Raw genomic sequence first — 15,360 nt, 5'->3', positions numbered from 1 at the left:
CCAGCCGGTGTTAAGGGCCAATCCTTCTCTAATTCGTGACCGGCAAAAACGCCCGGAAATCGGGCGTTTATCAGCGTGGCACGGGCTCGCCAGGATAGTCGGGCTGCATTTGCGGCTCGGCCAGACGGAATGGTTCGAGCTGGCGACACCGATCGGCGATTTCCGTCACGCGCTGGTAATCCGTCAGATCGATTCCGAGCCGGCGACCGTTAGCCACCTGCGGAACCATGAATAGATCCGCCCAACCCGGCTCTTCACCGAAGCAAAAAGGCCAATCGGCCGATCGTGCCGCCAGCAATCCCTCCAGCGTGGCAAAGCCCAGCCCCAGCCAATGGGCCACCCATTGCTGCACCTGGGCTTCGTCGGTGCCCATGTTACTGCTCAGGAACCGCCGCACCCGCTGCACCGTCAGCGCGTGCATCTCTGCGGCAACCACGGAACCAAAGGCGATCGCCTGCGCCCGCACCACCAGATCGGCCGGCAGCAGCGCCCGTTCGGGAAAGGCCGCCTCTAGATAGTTGAGGATCGCCGCCGACTGCGTGATGACGCGCCCATGGACCTCCAGAGCCGGCATCAGGGCCTGCGGATTAATCCGCGCATACTCGCCGGGCCCAAGCGTCGACACCGCCACATACTCATAGGCGATGCCCTTGAGGTTGAGCGCGATACGCACCCGCTCCCCAGCCGAATTCTGCGCCCGGGTATAAAGCTTCATGTCCATTCTTCCCGCTCGTCTCTGCACATTAGCTGCCTCTCGATCACACTCTCACCCAAATCGTTCGCATTTTACGGATTCGTAACGCGCTGTCGCTAGATTGCGCCAGTAACGGGTGAATTGGCGGATGGGGGCATCGTCAGGCCTCCGGCTTTGTAAATTGTGTACGGGCGGTGTTCGCGCCCGAGAGTTATGTTGGAGTACCGGGTGGCTTCCCAGGCGAAATCCCCTTGGCGCGCAGTTCTTATGCGCACCCTTGCCGCAGTCCTTGTGTCCTTCGCCATCCTGGCGCCCATGGTCGCGCCGGCTCAGGCCATTGAAAATCTTCGTAAATATGCTGGCATCGTGGTCGACGCCAAATCCGGCAAGGTCATGTACGAGGAAGCCGCTGACTCCAAGCGCTATCCCGCCTCGATCACCAAGGTGATGACGCTCTACATCCTGTTCCAAGAACTGTCGGCCGGTAACCTGAGCCTGACCACCAAGATGACCGTGTCGCGCCATGCCGCCGCTGCCGAGCCAACCAAGCTGGGCCTGCGCGCCGGCGCTACCATTTCGGTGGAAGACGCCATCAAGGCCATCGTCACCTTGTCGGCCAATGACATGGCCCGCGTGATCGCCGAGCACATTTCCGGCTCGGAAGAAAAATTCGCCCAGCGCATGACGGCAACTGCCCGCGCGCTCGGCATGCGCAACACCACCTACCGCAATGCCTCGGGCCTGCCCGATGGCGGCCAGCTCACCACAGTGCGCGACCAGGCCGTTCTCGGCATCGCCATCTATCAGCACTTTTCCAACTATTACGAATTCTTCCAGACCCGCAGCTTCAGCTATGGCCGCCGCACGTATGGCAACCATAACCGCGTGCTGGGCTACATGGACGCCGTCGACGGCATCAAGACCGGCTATATCAATGCCGCCGGCTCCAACCTGCTGACCGCCGCCCGCAAGGATAATCGCCATATCGTCGTCGTCGCCTTCGGCTTTAACAGCGGCGGCGCCCGCGACCAGAAGGTGCGCGAACTGGTCGCCACCTATCTGCCGAAAGGCCGCCAAGGCAATTATCTGCAAACCGCAATGATCCCGCAACCCGGCCGCCAGGGCAATATCCAGGTCGCCGTGGCGCAATCGCCCGCCGAGACGCCCGCCGCCGGCACCTTTGTCATGCCCATGCCCCTGCCTGGCTTCCGCCTGGCTCAGCTCGTTGCCGGCAACGGTGCCCAGCCCCAGCAAGTGCCGTTCCAGCAGGCCGTGCCCGAAGTCACCCTCGCCAGCGTCGCGCCGCAGCCCGCTCCCATGCCCGCCGATCTGGGCCTGCAGCCGGCCGTCCAGGCCGCCAACACGCTCGCTGCGCCGAGCCAGGCGCCATCGCCCGAATATCCCAGCCAGGACGTCATCGGCGCCTGGCTCAGCGATACCTATAGCCTTGGCGCGCCGCCGGCTGCGCTCGGGCAGACCGCTCCGTCCGCGCCGCTGCTGCCGCCCGTCGGCGTTGGCGCCGAGGGCCAGCCTGTCGATCTGTTGACCAGCGGTTCCATCGGCACCGCCGCCAATGACAACAAGGCAGCCGTGCCGCCCGGTGGCTGGATCGTCCAGATCGGCGCCGCCCCATCCGAGTCCAATGCCCAGGGCATGCTGACCGATGCCGCCGGCAAGGTCGCCACCCTTGGCGATTTCCGCTCCTACGTCGAACGCTTCGAAAAGAACGGCAAAGTGTTCTACCGCGCCCGCTTCGTCGGCTTCGGTGGCCGCGATGCCGCGACCGACATGTGCAACCGCCTCAAGCAGCAGAACCTCTCCTGCCTGGCAATGCAGGGCTGATCGCCAGCCCAACCGTAGCGGACCTGCCGCTGCGGCGATTGAAACGACAATGAGCCGGACGCGCCGTGTATGGGCGTCAAATGTTCGGCCGATAGGGAAGCAAATTGGTGCCTGTGTTTGGAGTAGCCCAATGAGCGAACGTACTGCCTTGAACGAGTTGGCCAATTTCGTCGGCCGTTCCAAGCTTGCCTCCCCCGATCCTAAGGTGCGCCGTCGCACCATGGACGGGATTTCCGCCCGCCTGCTGCATCAGCGCCGCACCGTCGGCGAGCTGCTGGCCGCCGTGCTGGCCCTCTCCTCCCGGACCCGCCGGGTCGTACAGCCGCGCGTGGCCATCGAGATCGACGTCTTCGCCCCCGGCGGCAAGCGCGCCCTCGATCTCACCTTCGGCCAGGACTGAACCGCTTCATTCCCGGTTCACGCAGCTTGGGCTAGCCATCCCTCAACCGGAGGCTGCCAATGTCCAAGCTCACTCTCGCCGCCTTGCTCTGCCTGCTGGCTAGCCCCGCCATGGCCGCCGATTGCGACGGCCTCAGCGACCTGCGCGGCGACAATCCGCATCCCAAAACCTATCAGGTCTCCGGCCCCGGTCTGCTGACCATGCAACCCATGGCCATCGAGGGCTGCCCACGAGGCGGCGACGCCTGCGCGCCGGTCAGCCGCCAATTACATCCCGGCACCGTCGTCATCGTCACCAGCACGATCGGCGACATGGCCTGCGCCTCGATCCTGGGCGATGCCCCCAACTACATGCTCATCAGCGCCCTGCTGCCCAGATCGGCCCTGGTTACGGCCGATTACTCCGGCGCGGTCTGGACCGGCTCGTGGCGCTATTCCATCGAACAGCAGATCGTCATCAAGGGGGCTCCCGAAGGCAAGATCGCCATCGACGGCACAGCCACCTGGGGCATGTTCGATCCGCTGCGGGTCTCCAGCGGCAGGGTCAACCAGGGCAGCATCGTCGCCACCGTCCAACCCAAGAAGGGCAGCGTGGCCTTCACCCAGGACTATGACGAGACCCTCTTGCCCTACGATCCGGCATCCACCAGCTGCTCGGTCCGCATGTGGCAACTGGGGCCCTATCTAGCCGTCGCGGACAACAACGCCTGTGGTGGCATGAACGTCACCTTCACCGGCCTCTATGCCCACGGCAGTTGGGCCGATTAGGCCCGCAGCTTGGCCACCCTGATATCAGTAACATTGCCGAGCAAAGGCGTTGCCGGCGCCATCGGCTTGGCAATTGCAACCACCGCGCGATTGCGCCCGCTGGCTTTGGCCTCGTAGGTCGCGGCATCGGCCTCGTTGAGCAGGTCTTCCAGCACATACCCGCAGATATCCGTCGATGAAATGCCGATGCTGACCGTGCCACGCACGGAGCCGCCCAGCACTTCCACAGTGGTCGCCTGGAACGCCTGGCAAATCCGCTCTGCAGTCGCCTGCGCCTCGCGGATGGTCAGCCCCGGCAGCAGGCAGCAGAATTCCTCGCCGCCCATGCGGTAGCGGAAATCGTCTCGACGCAGAGCGCCGTCGAGCACCGCCCCGAATTCCACCAGCACACGATCGCCGGCATCGTGCCCAAAGCGGTCATTGATCGACTTGAAGTGATCCAGATCCAGAATCAGCAGCGCCAGCGGCGCTCGGTTATACTTCTGCCGGCGCATTAGCCGCTCGGCCTCGGTGGCAAAGGCTCGCCGGTTGGGCAAGCCCGTCAGCGCATCGCTTTCCGCCAATGTCCGCTGCGTGGATTCGCGGCGTTCCTTGGTCATGCTGATCATCAGCACCGTGAGGAACATCGCATGCACGAACGTGATGAAATTAAACGCCGCCGTCGCCAGTGGATGGATGCTCAGCCCGCCAAGCGGAAACGGCAAAGCACCCACCGAGACAATGCGGAACGCAAAAAATAGTCCCGCACTAACGTGAAATGCGATGGCTGCCTTGCGTGATGGCAGAATTTCGAACCGGCCGCGCCAGAGTTCCAAGCCGCCCAGCAGCAGGAAGGTCGAGGCCGGGATTGAGGCGATCACCACCCGAAGGCCCAGCATATTGCTGAAATCGGGAATGAGGAATGAGGACAGCCACAGCGCGGGAGCCATGACCAAGGCCCACCACACAGCCTTACGGCGCTCGAACGCCCGCGCGCCCGTCCACATGCAGCCGAAGCACAGCAGCAGCAATGCGGTGGCCACGCCGGTATTAACGAAGGTTGGGCCACTGGCGCGCGTCCCCAGCAGGATCGCCGCCGATGCTCCGAGCACATAGCTCAGTCCCAGCCAGCCGAACCATGGCGCGCTGCGATCCTGGCGCCACATGTAAAACAACACGAAACCGAGTACGCAGATTACCGCGCCCGATGCAGCCACCAGTGTGAAGTTGTCGATGGCCATCCGGGCTCCGCTTCGTCCAGCGCCGCTACCGGCTAGAAGCCGGCAGGTCGGTCACTCGAACAATAGCGGCCAGACTCGTTTCACTCGAAACGGCCACCCGCATGTTCATCCTATGGTGCGATGGTTTCCGCAACCTGAACGGGGCGACCCCGATAGGGATTTCTTTGTATGGCTCGAAACCTAGATTTCGCTGCCCAGCATTTCTTCAAAGCCCTGCAAATCCGAATCGCCCGTCAGATCTACGGCCCGCCCCGGCTTGCGCATCGGCAAATGCAGCGCCGCCACCAGAGTGCGATATTCCTGCCGCGCGCTCATATGCGACATTGAGGGCAACCCGCCCAGCAATTCGTCATCAAGGGTATCGAACACGGTCATTCCCGTCGGAAACAGCGAGCGAAAAATCACCCGCTCGGCGATGCCGTCCACTACCCGACACCCCAGCCGCGCCGCGATTCGCTCCAGCAGCGTCTGCACCTGCCGCGTATTGCGCGACGACAACATGGAAATGCGGTTGCGCACCAGCACCCAGTCGATGCTTTGGCCATCGACCGCCATCCGCTCCGAACGCGCCCGCTGCACCAGCCGCGCATAATGGCTCATCTCGGTCGGTTCGCCGCTGACCGGATCGATATGGGCCATCACGTTGATATCGATCAGGCTGTCATTGACCGGCGTCACCAGCGTATCGGCCAGGCAATGCGCTAGCCGCGTCATATGCGTGTCGAAACCCGGCGTATCGATGATGAGGAAATCCACCTCATGCTCGACGTCCCCGATCGCCTGCCGGAACAGGTCGAACTCGGCGCCCTGGTTTTCCTTTATGGAATCCCCGCGTGCCAGCGGCAGGTGATAATGAATGGGATGCAGCAGCGTCAGGCCCTTGTTCCGGGCCCAGTCGCGGCGGTTACGCACGTAGTGCGTCAGCGTCTGCTGCCGGCTATCCACATCCATGGTAGCGACCGTATGGCCCTGGTGCAGTAGGTAAACGGCCAGATGAAAAGCGGTCGTGGACTTGCCCGACCCACCCTTCTCATTGCCCACGACAATGACATGCGCCCCGTTCCGCGTCATCCGACACCCCAAATCACTCGGCGCGGAGTGTTGCCGCTTCCCCCGTCGCATACAAGGGGCGGCAAACCGCTTAGAGGCTGTTTGAAAACTCGCTTTGGTGAGTCAGCTGCCGTGGTTTTCGAGAACCGGAGCGCAGCGTACGTTTGGTACGTGAGCACCGGAAGCGGAGAAAATCGCGGCAGATGGCCGCCAAAGTAGAGTTTCCAAACGGTCTCTCAGGGACTTATGCGGATAGAAGCATCGGCTCGGCCGGCAGGTCCGCCTTGGGCTTGATGATCGGCAGGTGCATCGCCGCCACCAGGTCGCGATACTCGTTGCGCGCCGTGATATGGGACACCGAGGACGGCCCGCCCATCAGATCGCCATCCAGCGGATCGAACACCGTCATCCCCGTGGCAAACAGCGAGCGGAAAATCATCCGCTCGGCAATGCCATCGGCAACCCGGCAGCCGAACCGCTCTGCGATCCGCTCCATCGTCGCATGCACCTGCTTGGCATTGCGCGAGGCCAGCATGGAAATGCGATTACGCACCAGCACCCAGTCGATGGTCTTGCCATCCATCGCCAGCCGCTCCGCGCGAGCGCGCTGCACCAGCCGCGAATAATGGCTGGCTTCGACCGGACCGTCCCCGCTCGGATCGATCCGCGCCAGCACGTTGAGGTCGATCAGGCTATCATTGACCGGGGTCAGCAGCGTATCGGCCATGCAATGCGCCAGCCGCGTCAGATTGGTGTCGAAGCCTGGCGTATCGATGACGAGGAAATCGACATTGTCCTCGACCTCGGTCACTGAACGGCGGAATACGTCGAATTCGGCCTTCTGGTTTTCCTTGACCGAGTCGCCCCAGGCCGATGGCAGGTGGAAATGCCGCGGCGTCGGCACCGCCAGCCCTTTTTCCTTGGCCCAACTGCGCCGGTTGCGCACATAGTGGGTGAAGGTCTGCTGCCGGCTGTCCGCGTCGATCGTAGCGACCCGGTGCCCCTGATAGCTCAGATAAATGGCCAGATGGAACGCGGTGGTCGACTTGCCCGACCCGCCTTTTTCGTTTCCCACCACAATGACATGCGCGCCTTGACGCCCCATCGCTATCCCCAAATCACGGAATATTCCTTGCCTTGCAGACAAGGCCGTTATGGTTAACAGCGCCTTAACATCATCCCCGCGAAGGCGGGGCAACGATCAAATATCGGCCTTGACCACGGCCCCTTCGCGCCGCTTGGCGAGAAGGAGCTGCGACCGCAGGACCCGTTGCCAGTCAGCTCAGGCCGAGTCGAAAATGTTGGTTCTCGAGAACCGGACCGGAGCGTACGTCGGTACGTGAGGACCGGAAGCGCAGAGAACCGGCATTTGCAGACCGGCATCAGCTGACTGGCGACGGGTCCTAAATCAGCCCCAGCCGAGCCAAGTCCCGCGCAATCTCTTCCGCCCCTTCATTGCCGTTCGCCGCCAGGTCCGGCGGCGCATCGGCTGGCGGCAGGTAGCGCCAGCCCTGGACCGGCCGCTTCGGATACGGCACCGTCCGCACCATGTCGGGGCTCATAATGATGTCGCAGTAATTCTTGCCCTCGCCGTCGGTGTATTGAGCCAGCCGCAAGATCGGCTGCCGCACCCCGATCACGCCGGCAATCACCCAATAGATCGAAGATTTCCCCTCCATCTCGGCGGCGCGCTTGGGCATCATCCGGGTGCGGTGTACATGCACGTCCTCGCCATAATCGGCGTCCCACCAATGCGCCCGCTCATTGCGATAGCTCTCCAGCTCCTCGATGCTGGATACGCCGACGCATAACTTCACCATATGGATCATGCCAGCACGCCCCGCGCCACGCGGCCCTGAATGACGTCGATCTCGTCGTCGTCGACGATCCACGGCTCATGCAGCGCCAGCCCCAGCCATTGCTGGAAGGCCGGCAGGCTGTAGATCGCCTCGACATAGGCGCCCGCACAATCCGACACCGCAAGCCCGTACGTGCGGATTCGCGTCGCCACCGGCGCGAACATCGCGTCCGCCGCCGTAAATTCGCCAAACAGGAACGGCCCACCCGACTTGGCCAGTAGCTCGCCCCACAGCGTTTCCAGCCTGTGCATGTCCTTGGCCACCGACTCCGGCGAAACCTTGCCCACATGCGAGGCCCGCAAATTCATCGGCGCATGGCCACGCAGGCCCATGAAGCTGGAATGCATTTCGGCGCTTACCGCCCGCGCCATGGCCCGCTGCTGGATATCTGCGGGCCAGATCGCCTTGTCGGGAAACCGGTCGGCCAGATACTCGATGATGGCGATGGTTTCGGGCACCACCAACTCGCCATCGATCAGCACCGGCACCTTGCCGGTCGGCGACCGCTTCGCCAGCGTCTCGCGCCACCCCTCGCCAGACAGCATCAGCACTTCGTCCTCAAACGGAATGCCGAAATGTGCCAGCACCAGCCACGGCCGCAGCGACCAGGTGGAATAATTGCGATTGCCGATGAGCAGCTTCATGGATTTGTCTCCTAGACGAGCAGAAGGGCGCCCCGTGGCTGGGCGCCCTTCCTTGTTCGTTTCGCTAATAAGTGGGGTCCTAAACCCCGGCGACGACGGAAAAAACCAGTCCCATTGAAAGCAGGCAAACCAGTGTCCAGGTTGCAGCCCGCCAGATATTGGCCTTTGGTTGACTTCGCATATGCCGCTCCTTGTCAGCCTCATCCCCCGCGAACTGCCAGTGGTGTGACCCCCCTAGCAGCACCCGGTCATAAAGCGTTAACTGCGACATAAACTCTTGGCAAGCGGCAGAGTTGCCACACTCCACAGCGTTGCGGAAGATTTCCTTAACCGTCCGACATCACAGTCTGTAAAGGTTTAATGACAGTTTGCCGCCAGTCAGGCGAACAAATCGCCGCCAAAAAAACGCCTTGGTCCTGCCACTTGTCCCCAGCCTCGCAGAATCACCAGAGGCTCAGAACAGGTGGAACCACAGCCCCGCAATGCCGAGGAACGCAAAAAACCCGACCATGTCGGTGATCGTGGTCACGAATACCGAGGAGGACACCGCCGGATCGGCTTTGGCCTTGTCCAGCGCTACCGGGATCAGAATCCCCGCCGTTCCGGCCACGATCATGTTGATGACCATCGCCAGCCCGATGACGATGCCCAATTGCACATTGCCGAAGCGAATTGCCGTCACCAGCCCGATCAGGATGGCGAAGATCACGCCATTGACCACCCCAACGACCATTTCGCGCGTGATCAGCCGGCGCAGCCTGCGACCGTCCAGTTCGCGCATCGCCAGCGCCCGCACCGTCACCGTCATGGTCTGCGTGCCCGCATTGCCGCCCATCGAGGCCACGATCGGCATCAGCACCGCTAGCGCCACCATCTGCTCCAGCGTGGCATCGAACAGCCCGATCAACAGCGAGGTCAGCACCGCCGTGATCAGGTTGACCACCAGCCAGGGCGATCGGCTGCGCACGGTGTCCAAGGTGTTGTCGGAGGTATCTTCGTCGCCGACGCCGCCGAGCAGTTTCATGTCCTCGTCGGCTTCTTCGTGGATAACGTCGACCATGTCGTCGATGGTCAGCACGCCGACCAGCCGCCGGCTTTCGTCCACCACGCCCACTTCGACCAGATCGTAGCGCTCGAAATCGCGCGCGGCTTCTTCCTGGTCTTCGCTGGCATCCACCAGGATCACCTGGGTATTCATGATGTCTTCGATCCGCGTCTCGCGGTTCGAGCGCAGGAATTTATCCAGCGGGATAGTGCCCTGCACCTGGTAGCCCGCATCCACCACGTAGATCTGGTAGAATTCGTCCGGCAGGTCCTGCTCGCTGCGCAGATAGTCGATGGTCTGCCCCACCGTCCAGAATGGCGGAATGGCGATGAAATCGGTCTGCATCCGCCGCCCGGCGGATTCCTCGGGAAAGTCCAGGCTGCGCTTGAGGCTCAGCCGCTCGAAAGTCGGCAGCTTGGACAGGACCTCTTCGCGGTCCTTGTGCTCAAGATCTTCGAGAATGAAGACGGCGTCGTCATTGTCGAGGCCCGACACGCCGCGCGCGATGTCGGCATTGGGCAATGCCTCCATCAGTTCGACGCGCACGCTCTCGTCGATCTCGGTCAGCGCCGAATAATCGAAACGGTCGCCGAGCGTCAGCACCAGAGCCAGCCGCTCGTCGTGATCCAGCGATTCCAGCACGTCGCCGGTATCGGCGGCATGCAGTGGCTCCATCAGCGCGACGACGTCCTCGACCTCGCCCTCGGCTAGCGCCTCGCGTAAATTCCATAGCCAGGTCGCACTGATGCGGTCTTCGCTGTCGCGAAGCATATTGGCATTGATCCCGGTCTCGGTTCCGGGTGCAGTATCTGGCTCTGTGCTCATTGGGAGCCCTTTGCGTGTCGCAGGTTTCAGGGGCATTCCAAGCCATAGCCAATGCTGTTCCGATGCGCCAGACTCAGGCAGCGCCTTTCCGTCCGCGCACGATCATTTTTTACAGGTCGCATCTTAAGGCGCGGCCGGCGCATTGTGGCCGCAGCAGAAGGAGTTGATCGCATGACCGATCTTGACGCCGCCTTCAACCGCATCGTCGCCCTGGCCGAGGCCCGCGGCCTGCCCGGCCTGGCGCGCTCCACCAGCTATGGCACTCCTGCTCTCAAGGTCGCCAGCAAGTCGTTCTGCCGCCTCAAGGACGCGCAGACGCTGGTGCTGCTTTGCCCCGCGGAACAGAAGACGCTGCTGATGGAAATTTCCCCCGAGATCTATTTCGAAACCGACCACTATGTCGGCTGGCCAGCGGTGCTGGTCCGTCTCGACGTCATCGCCGACGAGGAACTATCGCTGCGGCTGGAAGACGCCTGGCGCTCTAAAGCGCCCACAGCCTTGGCCCAACAACGCCCGCTCACTACGCGCGCGCCGGACTGAACATCAAGGTAAAGGGCAGGCAATTCGCCGCAACCCACTGCAACCGCCAAGAATCGGCAAAAACGCCTGCCGGTTTTCCGGCGTCAGCCGCCCGGCGATTATTGGCCCGCGCGCCCTGTGGCTCGGAACAATCTTGTCCGGCTATGCAACGATTCAGCACCTGGCGCCATTATGGTCGCATCTTTGCCTTATTAGGCCACGACGTTCACGTGCGCTTGAACACAAATTCAAAAGCAAATCATAAGGTGACTAATGTCCAAATTCCTGCTCGTTCCGGCTGCTTTCGCGCTTGCCCTGACCCTGGCCGCTTGTGGCGGCGACGCACCGAAGAATGCAACGCCCCCGGCAGCCGAAACCACGGCGCCTGTTACCACCCCGGCACCAGCCACTCCGGCGCCAGCAACGCCAGCTCCGGCAACCACCACTCCGGCTCCCGCCGATACGATGGCCCCCGCACCGGCCGATACAATGGCCCCGGCGCCAGCCGCGCCATAAGCCAAACAAAAGGCCGCCCTTCGGGGCGGCCTTTTTCTTTGTCTAGTCGGCCATCGCATGGGCCGGATCAACCTTCACCGGACCCTTCGCAGGTCGCAACAGGAACACGATCGGCATCGACACCAGCGTCACGATCATCATCAGCTTGAAATCGTCGAGGAAGCCCAGCATCGCGGCCTGCTGGCTGATCATGCCGTTGAGCGTGCCGACGACATTGCCGAACCCGCCATGAGCCGCCGCAAAGTCCCGCAGCGGTGCTGAATCCAGCGTAATTCGCGCCGTCAGCTCGCTGTAGTTCACCATCTGCATCTGCGCCAATACGGTCGTGACGATCGAGATGCCGACGCCCTGCCCCACGTTACGAACCAGGCTAAACATCGCCGTCGCATCGACGCGGTACTTGGCCCCGATAGTGGCAAACGCCAGCGAGTTTAGCGGCACGAACACAAAGCCCATCCCCACGCCTTGGATCAGCCCTGATATCAGGATCGGTCCGCTGCCCATGACAATGTCGAACTGGGTCATCATGTAGAGCGAATACCCCATCAGCAGAGTACCGCCGATGATCAGGATGCGCGGATCGACCTTGGCCACTAGCCGGCCCACCACGATCATCGACACCATGGTGCCAATACCGCGCGGCCCCATCAGGATACCGGTTTCGATCACCGGGAATCCCATCAGGTTCTGCAGCATCGGCGGCAATAGCGCCAGGCCCGAGAACAGCGTGATGCCCGTGGCAAAGATCAGGATCAGACCCATGACGAGGTTCCGATCCTTGAACATCGCCAGGTCGATAAACGGGTTCTCGGCCGTCATGCAGTGGGTGACGAACACCCACAACCCCGAGATGGCCAGCAGCAGATAGGTCCAGATTTCGATCGAGTTGAACCAGTCGACGCCCTGCCCGCGATCGAGCAGCATCTGCGTCGAAGCCACGGCCAGCGCCAGCATGCCGAAGCCGAAGAAATCGAAGCGCCGGATCTTGATCACGGTATTGGGCATCAGCCCGAACAGCATGAAGAACGCCAGCGCGCCGACCGGCAGGTTCACCAGAAACACCGCGCGCCAGTTGAACGTCTCGGTCAGCCAACCACCCAGAGTCGGCCCGATGATCGGCCCGAACATGATGCCGGCGCCGAACAGCGCCATCGACTGGCCCAGCTTTTCGCGCGGATTGATATCCATCATCGTCGCCTGCGCCAGCGGCACGAGGAACGCGCCACAGACGCCCTGAACCACCCTGAACAGCACCATCTGCACGAGGTTGCTGGCGACGCCACACAGCAACGAGGCGCCGGTAAAGCCCACAATGGCGATCAGCAGCAGGTTGCGCCGGCCCAGCCGGTCGGAAACCCAGCCGGTCAGCGGCGTGGCGATGGCTGCCGCCACGATGTAGGACGTCAACACCCAGTTGATCTCATCCTGGGACGCACCCAGGCTGGCGCGCATATGCGGCAGCGCCACATTGGCGATCGTGGTGTCGAGCACCTGCATGATGACCGCAACCATGATCGCGGCCGTCAGCAAGCCCTTGTTCTTCACCACCACTGTGGGCAGCGAGTCGGGTATCTGTTGCGCCATTTTTATGCGGCTTTCCGCTCTGTTTCAGAGCACGTGCAAAATCAAGCACCGGCCCACACGGGCCGGCGCAATCATCAGGAATTAAGGCGCTTTGAGCTTTAGAGCAGCTTGTCCAGCACGGTTTTGCCCGTATCGACCGCCACGACGGCGCTCATGCCGGCGCGCAGCAGATCGGCGTCCTTCTGGTCGTCCAGCTTGACCCGCACCGTGATGCGTTGGGTCACCTTAACCCAGTTGCCCGTGGCATTCTGCGCCGGGATCAGCGCGAACTGCGACCCCGTCGCCGCCCCGATGCTGTCCACCGCGCCATGCAGCTTCAGCCCCGGATAGGCATCAACACTCACTTCGACCGGCTGGCCAAGCTTCAGGCCATCCAGTTGGGTTTCCTTGAAGTTGGCTTCGATCCAGGTGTCGGTCGATTTGATCAGGCTGGCGATCGTCGTGCCGGTGGAAACGAATTGCCCGATATTGAGGCTGGCCATCTGGCTGATCACGCCAGCCGCCGGAGCGACGACCGTGGTCTTGGCCAGGTCGCGCGCCGCGCTTTCGCGCGCTGCGATAGCAGTCCGCACCGCAGGGTGCATATCAGTCTGGATATTTGGATCGCCGGCCAGTGCCGCCACCGTGCCCGCCAGGTCTTGCTCCGCCAGCGCCACATCGGACTTGGCGTCCTGCAGCGACAGCTTCACGGCATCCAGGCTCGCCGTCGCCGACACGCCCGTATTGACCGAAGTCTGCTGGCGATCGAACTCACCCTGCCGCAGATCGAGCGTCCGCTGCGCTGCCGTCAGCTTAGCCTGCGCAGTGCCATAGGCCACGCGCAATTGCTCGACATTGACGCGCGCCGATGCCAGCGCCGCTTCGGCCTGGTCCATGGCGATGCGATAGGGTTCGGGATCGATCTTGAACAGCACGTCGCCGGCCGCGACCTCCTGATTCTCCGCCACGTCCACTTCGGTTACGCGCCCGGCGACGTCGGCCGACAGCGACACCTTGACCTGCTGCACATAGGCGTTGTCGGTGTCCACGAAACGCCCGCCATTCAGGTAAAAATACGCGCCGCCCCCGGCCAGCACCAGCGGCAGGCCGAACATCAGCAGATTGCGGCGAAGCCTGCCCTTCTTCTTGGGCGGGGCGACAGCCTCCACCGCTTCCGGCGCCGGCGGCACTGCCGTTACGGGCTTTGGGGCAGCCACCGGCGTGGCATCGGCTTCGGCATTCTTCTTCATGGGAGCGTTCATTTGTCTGCGTCCTTTTGCCGGTCGCTCTGACTGGTCAAATTGTCGAAAATCTTGTTGAGGGAGCGGACCAAAACTTGCCTGTCCGCCTCCGAAATGCCTTCGAGCATCGTCTCGTGCAGCTCGCCCGCCACAGCCTTCATCGCCTCAACCATGGCCGTAACCGGCGGCGTCGCCCGCACGATCTTGGCCCGGCTATCGGCCGGGTCCGGCAGCCGCTCGATCAGCCCGCGCGTCTCCAGCAGTCGCAATATCTTGCTGGTGGTCATCTGATCGGTCTCGATCAGCGCGGACAGAGCCGCCTGCGAGAGCCCGTTCGATTGCACCAATTGCCCCAGCGCCCGCCACTGCGGCAGCGTCATGTCCTGCAACCGCGCCTGCTGCTCGAAAACCCGGCGCATCTGCTTGGTCACCGAGAAAATCAGTTTGCTGATCGGCGCCACGTCGGCGATGCCGCTCGTGGGTTTGCAATCCAGTGTCTGAGTATCTTGCTGATCCATAGTCGCACATATAATAAGTACACTTAGTAAGTCAATTGCACCCATACGTCGTCTGTCATGCGGGCGTCGCATAGCTGCGCCGACGGTTAAGCAAAAAACAAAGGCCACCCCGAAGAGTGGCCTTGTGCATCGTCCTGAAAGTAGAGCTGCTTACTTGATCTGGGGGTACAGCGCTTCGAATCGCTCAGCCGCCTTGGGTGGCACCTTGACGGCCTTGACGGCATCGAGGTTGGCCGGCGCATCGCCCACAACCACCAAAGCCACCATGCCCATGCCAAAATGCGGCAGGCACTTGATTCCGTAGGCGCCGGGAACCGTGAACGTCACCGTGACGTCCTTGCCCGAAGCGCCCTTGAAAGGCTCGGCGCCATCGGGAAGCATGCCCGGGATTGTCTCTGCATTGTGCCCCTTGTCCGTTGCAACAAAGGTCACCGTATCGCCGGGCACGATCGTGGTCAGCGCGGGTTCGAAAACCATCCTGGCATCGTCGCTGCCCTTGTTGAGCATCTGCACCTGATAGTCCGCCGCCATCGCCGACGATGAGAACAGCAGGGCCGCGCCAAAAATTATCCGTCCAATATGCATCATAGTTCTCCTAAAGCAGATTTGGATGATCATGTTTTCCGTGAGTGGTCAACGCACCGGCGCGTGACCTGG

Annotated in this window: 15 protein-coding genes; 4 read left to right on the top strand and 11 right to left on the bottom strand. The window is 62.4% G+C overall.

Annotated features, from left to right (window positions below; translation table 11 throughout):
• Positions 1-70 precede the first annotated feature (70 nt).
• Positions 71-721 carry a maleylacetoacetate isomerase gene (gene maiA, locus JWP26_RS04265; RefSeq protein WP_299723971.1) on the bottom strand — a complete coding sequence of 217 codons (651 nt, stop codon included), beginning with the start codon at positions 719-721 and terminating at the stop codon, positions 71-73.
• 240 nt (positions 722-961) lie between these two features.
• Between maiA and JWP26_RS04260 the strand changes: the two genes are divergently transcribed.
• The 3 genes from JWP26_RS04260 (at position 962) to JWP26_RS04250 (ending at position 3,703) form a co-directional block, all read left to right on the top strand.
• Entirely contained in the window at positions 962-2,536 is a 1,575-nt protein-coding gene (locus JWP26_RS04260) for a serine hydrolase (RefSeq protein ID WP_299723969.1), read from the top strand.
• Between the two features lie 130 nt (positions 2,537-2,666).
• Complete coding sequence (locus JWP26_RS04255) at positions 2,667-2,936, top strand: hypothetical protein (RefSeq protein ID WP_299723967.1); 270 nt, start codon at positions 2,667-2,669, stop codon at positions 2,934-2,936.
• A 59-nt stretch (positions 2,937-2,995) separates the two neighbouring features.
• Entirely contained in the window at positions 2,996-3,703 is a 708-nt protein-coding gene (locus JWP26_RS04250) for a hypothetical protein (RefSeq protein WP_299723965.1), read from the top strand.
• Here the strand turns inward: JWP26_RS04250 and JWP26_RS04245 are convergent.
• The 6 genes from JWP26_RS04245 to mgtE form a co-directional block, all read right to left on the bottom strand.
• On the bottom strand, positions 3,700-4,923 hold the full coding sequence (locus tag JWP26_RS04245) for a GGDEF domain-containing protein (protein WP_299723963.1): 1,224 nt from the start codon (positions 4,921-4,923) through the stop codon (positions 3,700-3,702). The genes JWP26_RS04250 and JWP26_RS04245 overlap by 4 nt on opposite strands.
• 180 nt (positions 4,924-5,103) lie before the next feature.
• Positions 5,104-5,994: a division plane positioning ATPase MipZ gene (locus JWP26_RS04240; protein WP_299723961.1), complete on the bottom strand. Its 891-nt coding sequence runs from the start codon at positions 5,992-5,994 to the stop codon at positions 5,104-5,106.
• A 223-nt stretch (positions 5,995-6,217) separates the two neighbouring features.
• Positions 6,218-7,078 carry a division plane positioning ATPase MipZ gene (locus JWP26_RS04235; protein WP_299723959.1) on the bottom strand — a complete coding sequence of 287 codons (861 nt, stop codon included), beginning with the start codon at positions 7,076-7,078 and terminating at the stop codon, positions 6,218-6,220.
• 298 nt (positions 7,079-7,376) lie between these two features.
• Positions 7,377-7,802 (bottom strand): DUF1489 domain-containing protein, encoded by a 426-nt coding sequence (locus tag JWP26_RS04230; protein ID WP_299723957.1) that lies wholly within the window; start codon positions 7,800-7,802, stop codon positions 7,377-7,379.
• A complete protein-coding gene (locus JWP26_RS04225; RefSeq protein WP_299723946.1) occupies positions 7,799-8,476 on the bottom strand; it encodes a glutathione S-transferase family protein in 678 nt (225 codons plus the stop codon). Before JWP26_RS04225 ends, JWP26_RS04230 begins: the two co-directional genes overlap by 4 nt.
• A gap of 454 nt (positions 8,477-8,930) precedes the next feature.
• On the bottom strand, positions 8,931-10,346 hold the full coding sequence (gene mgtE, locus JWP26_RS04220) for a magnesium transporter (RefSeq protein WP_299723943.1): 1,416 nt from the start codon (positions 10,344-10,346) through the stop codon (positions 8,931-8,933).
• 171 nt (positions 10,347-10,517) lie between these two features.
• Between mgtE and JWP26_RS04215 the strand changes: the two genes are divergently transcribed.
• Positions 10,518-10,886: an MmcQ/YjbR family DNA-binding protein gene (locus JWP26_RS04215; protein ID WP_299723940.1), complete on the top strand. Its 369-nt coding sequence runs from the start codon at positions 10,518-10,520 to the stop codon at positions 10,884-10,886.
• A 537-nt stretch (positions 10,887-11,423) separates the two neighbouring features.
• Here JWP26_RS04215 and JWP26_RS04210 read toward each other — a convergent pair.
• The 4 genes from JWP26_RS04210 to JWP26_RS04195 form a co-directional block, all read right to left on the bottom strand.
• On the bottom strand, positions 11,424-12,965 hold the full coding sequence (locus tag JWP26_RS04210) for a DHA2 family efflux MFS transporter permease subunit (protein WP_299723937.1): 1,542 nt from the start codon (positions 12,963-12,965) through the stop codon (positions 11,424-11,426).
• A 98-nt stretch (positions 12,966-13,063) separates the two neighbouring features.
• Positions 13,064-14,206 carry an HlyD family secretion protein gene (locus JWP26_RS04205; RefSeq protein WP_299723934.1) on the bottom strand — a complete coding sequence of 381 codons (1,143 nt, stop codon included), beginning with the start codon at positions 14,204-14,206 and terminating at the stop codon, positions 13,064-13,066.
• Positions 14,203-14,703, bottom strand: a complete 501-nt coding sequence (locus tag JWP26_RS04200; protein ID WP_299723931.1) for a MarR family transcriptional regulator — start codon at positions 14,701-14,703, stop codon at positions 14,203-14,205. The genes JWP26_RS04205 and JWP26_RS04200 overlap by 4 nt, the downstream gene beginning before the upstream one ends.
• Positions 14,704-14,853: 150 nt before the next feature.
• Entirely contained in the window at positions 14,854-15,291 is a 438-nt protein-coding gene (locus tag JWP26_RS04195) for a pseudoazurin (RefSeq protein ID WP_299723927.1), read from the bottom strand.
• Between the last annotated feature and the right edge of the window lie 69 nt (positions 15,292-15,360).

The sequence above is a fragment of the Devosia sp. genome (assembly GCF_028290435.1).
Taxonomy (GTDB): Bacteria; Pseudomonadota; Alphaproteobacteria; order Rhizobiales; family Devosiaceae; genus Devosia.
This window is presented reverse-complemented; position numbering and strand designations above follow the sequence as displayed.

Bases quoted from the DNA above. Each gene is read 5' to 3' on its own strand.
- maiA (WP_299723971.1), bottom strand. From the start codon at position 721: ATGGACATGAAGCTTTATACCCGGGCGCAGAATTCGGCTGGGGAGCGG.
- JWP26_RS04260 (WP_299723969.1), top strand. From the start codon at position 962: ATGCGCACCCTTGCCGCAGTCCTTGTGTCCTTCGCCATCCTGGCGCCC.
- JWP26_RS04255 (WP_299723967.1), top strand. From the start codon at position 2,667: ATGAGCGAACGTACTGCCTTGAACGAGTTGGCCAATTTCGTCGGCCGT.
- JWP26_RS04250 (WP_299723965.1), top strand. From the start codon at position 2,996: ATGTCCAAGCTCACTCTCGCCGCCTTGCTCTGCCTGCTGGCTAGCCCC.
- JWP26_RS04245 (WP_299723963.1), bottom strand. From the start codon at position 4,923: ATGGCCATCGACAACTTCACACTGGTGGCTGCATCGGGCGCGGTAATC.
- JWP26_RS04240 (WP_299723961.1), bottom strand. From the start codon at position 5,994: ATGACGCGGAACGGGGCGCATGTCATTGTCGTGGGCAATGAGAAGGGT.
- JWP26_RS04235 (WP_299723959.1), bottom strand. From the start codon at position 7,078: ATGGGGCGTCAAGGCGCGCATGTCATTGTGGTGGGAAACGAAAAAGGC.
- JWP26_RS04230 (WP_299723957.1), bottom strand. From the start codon at position 7,802: ATGATCCATATGGTGAAGTTATGCGTCGGCGTATCCAGCATCGAGGAG.
- JWP26_RS04225 (WP_299723946.1), bottom strand. From the start codon at position 8,476: ATGAAGCTGCTCATCGGCAATCGCAATTATTCCACCTGGTCGCTGCGG.
- mgtE (WP_299723943.1), bottom strand. From the start codon at position 10,346: ATGAGCACAGAGCCAGATACTGCACCCGGAACCGAGACCGGGATCAAT.
- JWP26_RS04215 (WP_299723940.1), top strand. From the start codon at position 10,518: ATGACCGATCTTGACGCCGCCTTCAACCGCATCGTCGCCCTGGCCGAG.
- JWP26_RS04210 (WP_299723937.1), bottom strand. From the start codon at position 12,965: ATGGCGCAACAGATACCCGACTCGCTGCCCACAGTGGTGGTGAAGAAC.
- JWP26_RS04205 (WP_299723934.1), bottom strand. From the start codon at position 14,206: ATGAACGCTCCCATGAAGAAGAATGCCGAAGCCGATGCCACGCCGGTG.
- JWP26_RS04200 (WP_299723931.1), bottom strand. From the start codon at position 14,703: ATGGATCAGCAAGATACTCAGACACTGGATTGCAAACCCACGAGCGGC.
- JWP26_RS04195 (WP_299723927.1), bottom strand. From the start codon at position 15,291: ATGATGCATATTGGACGGATAATTTTTGGCGCGGCCCTGCTGTTCTCA.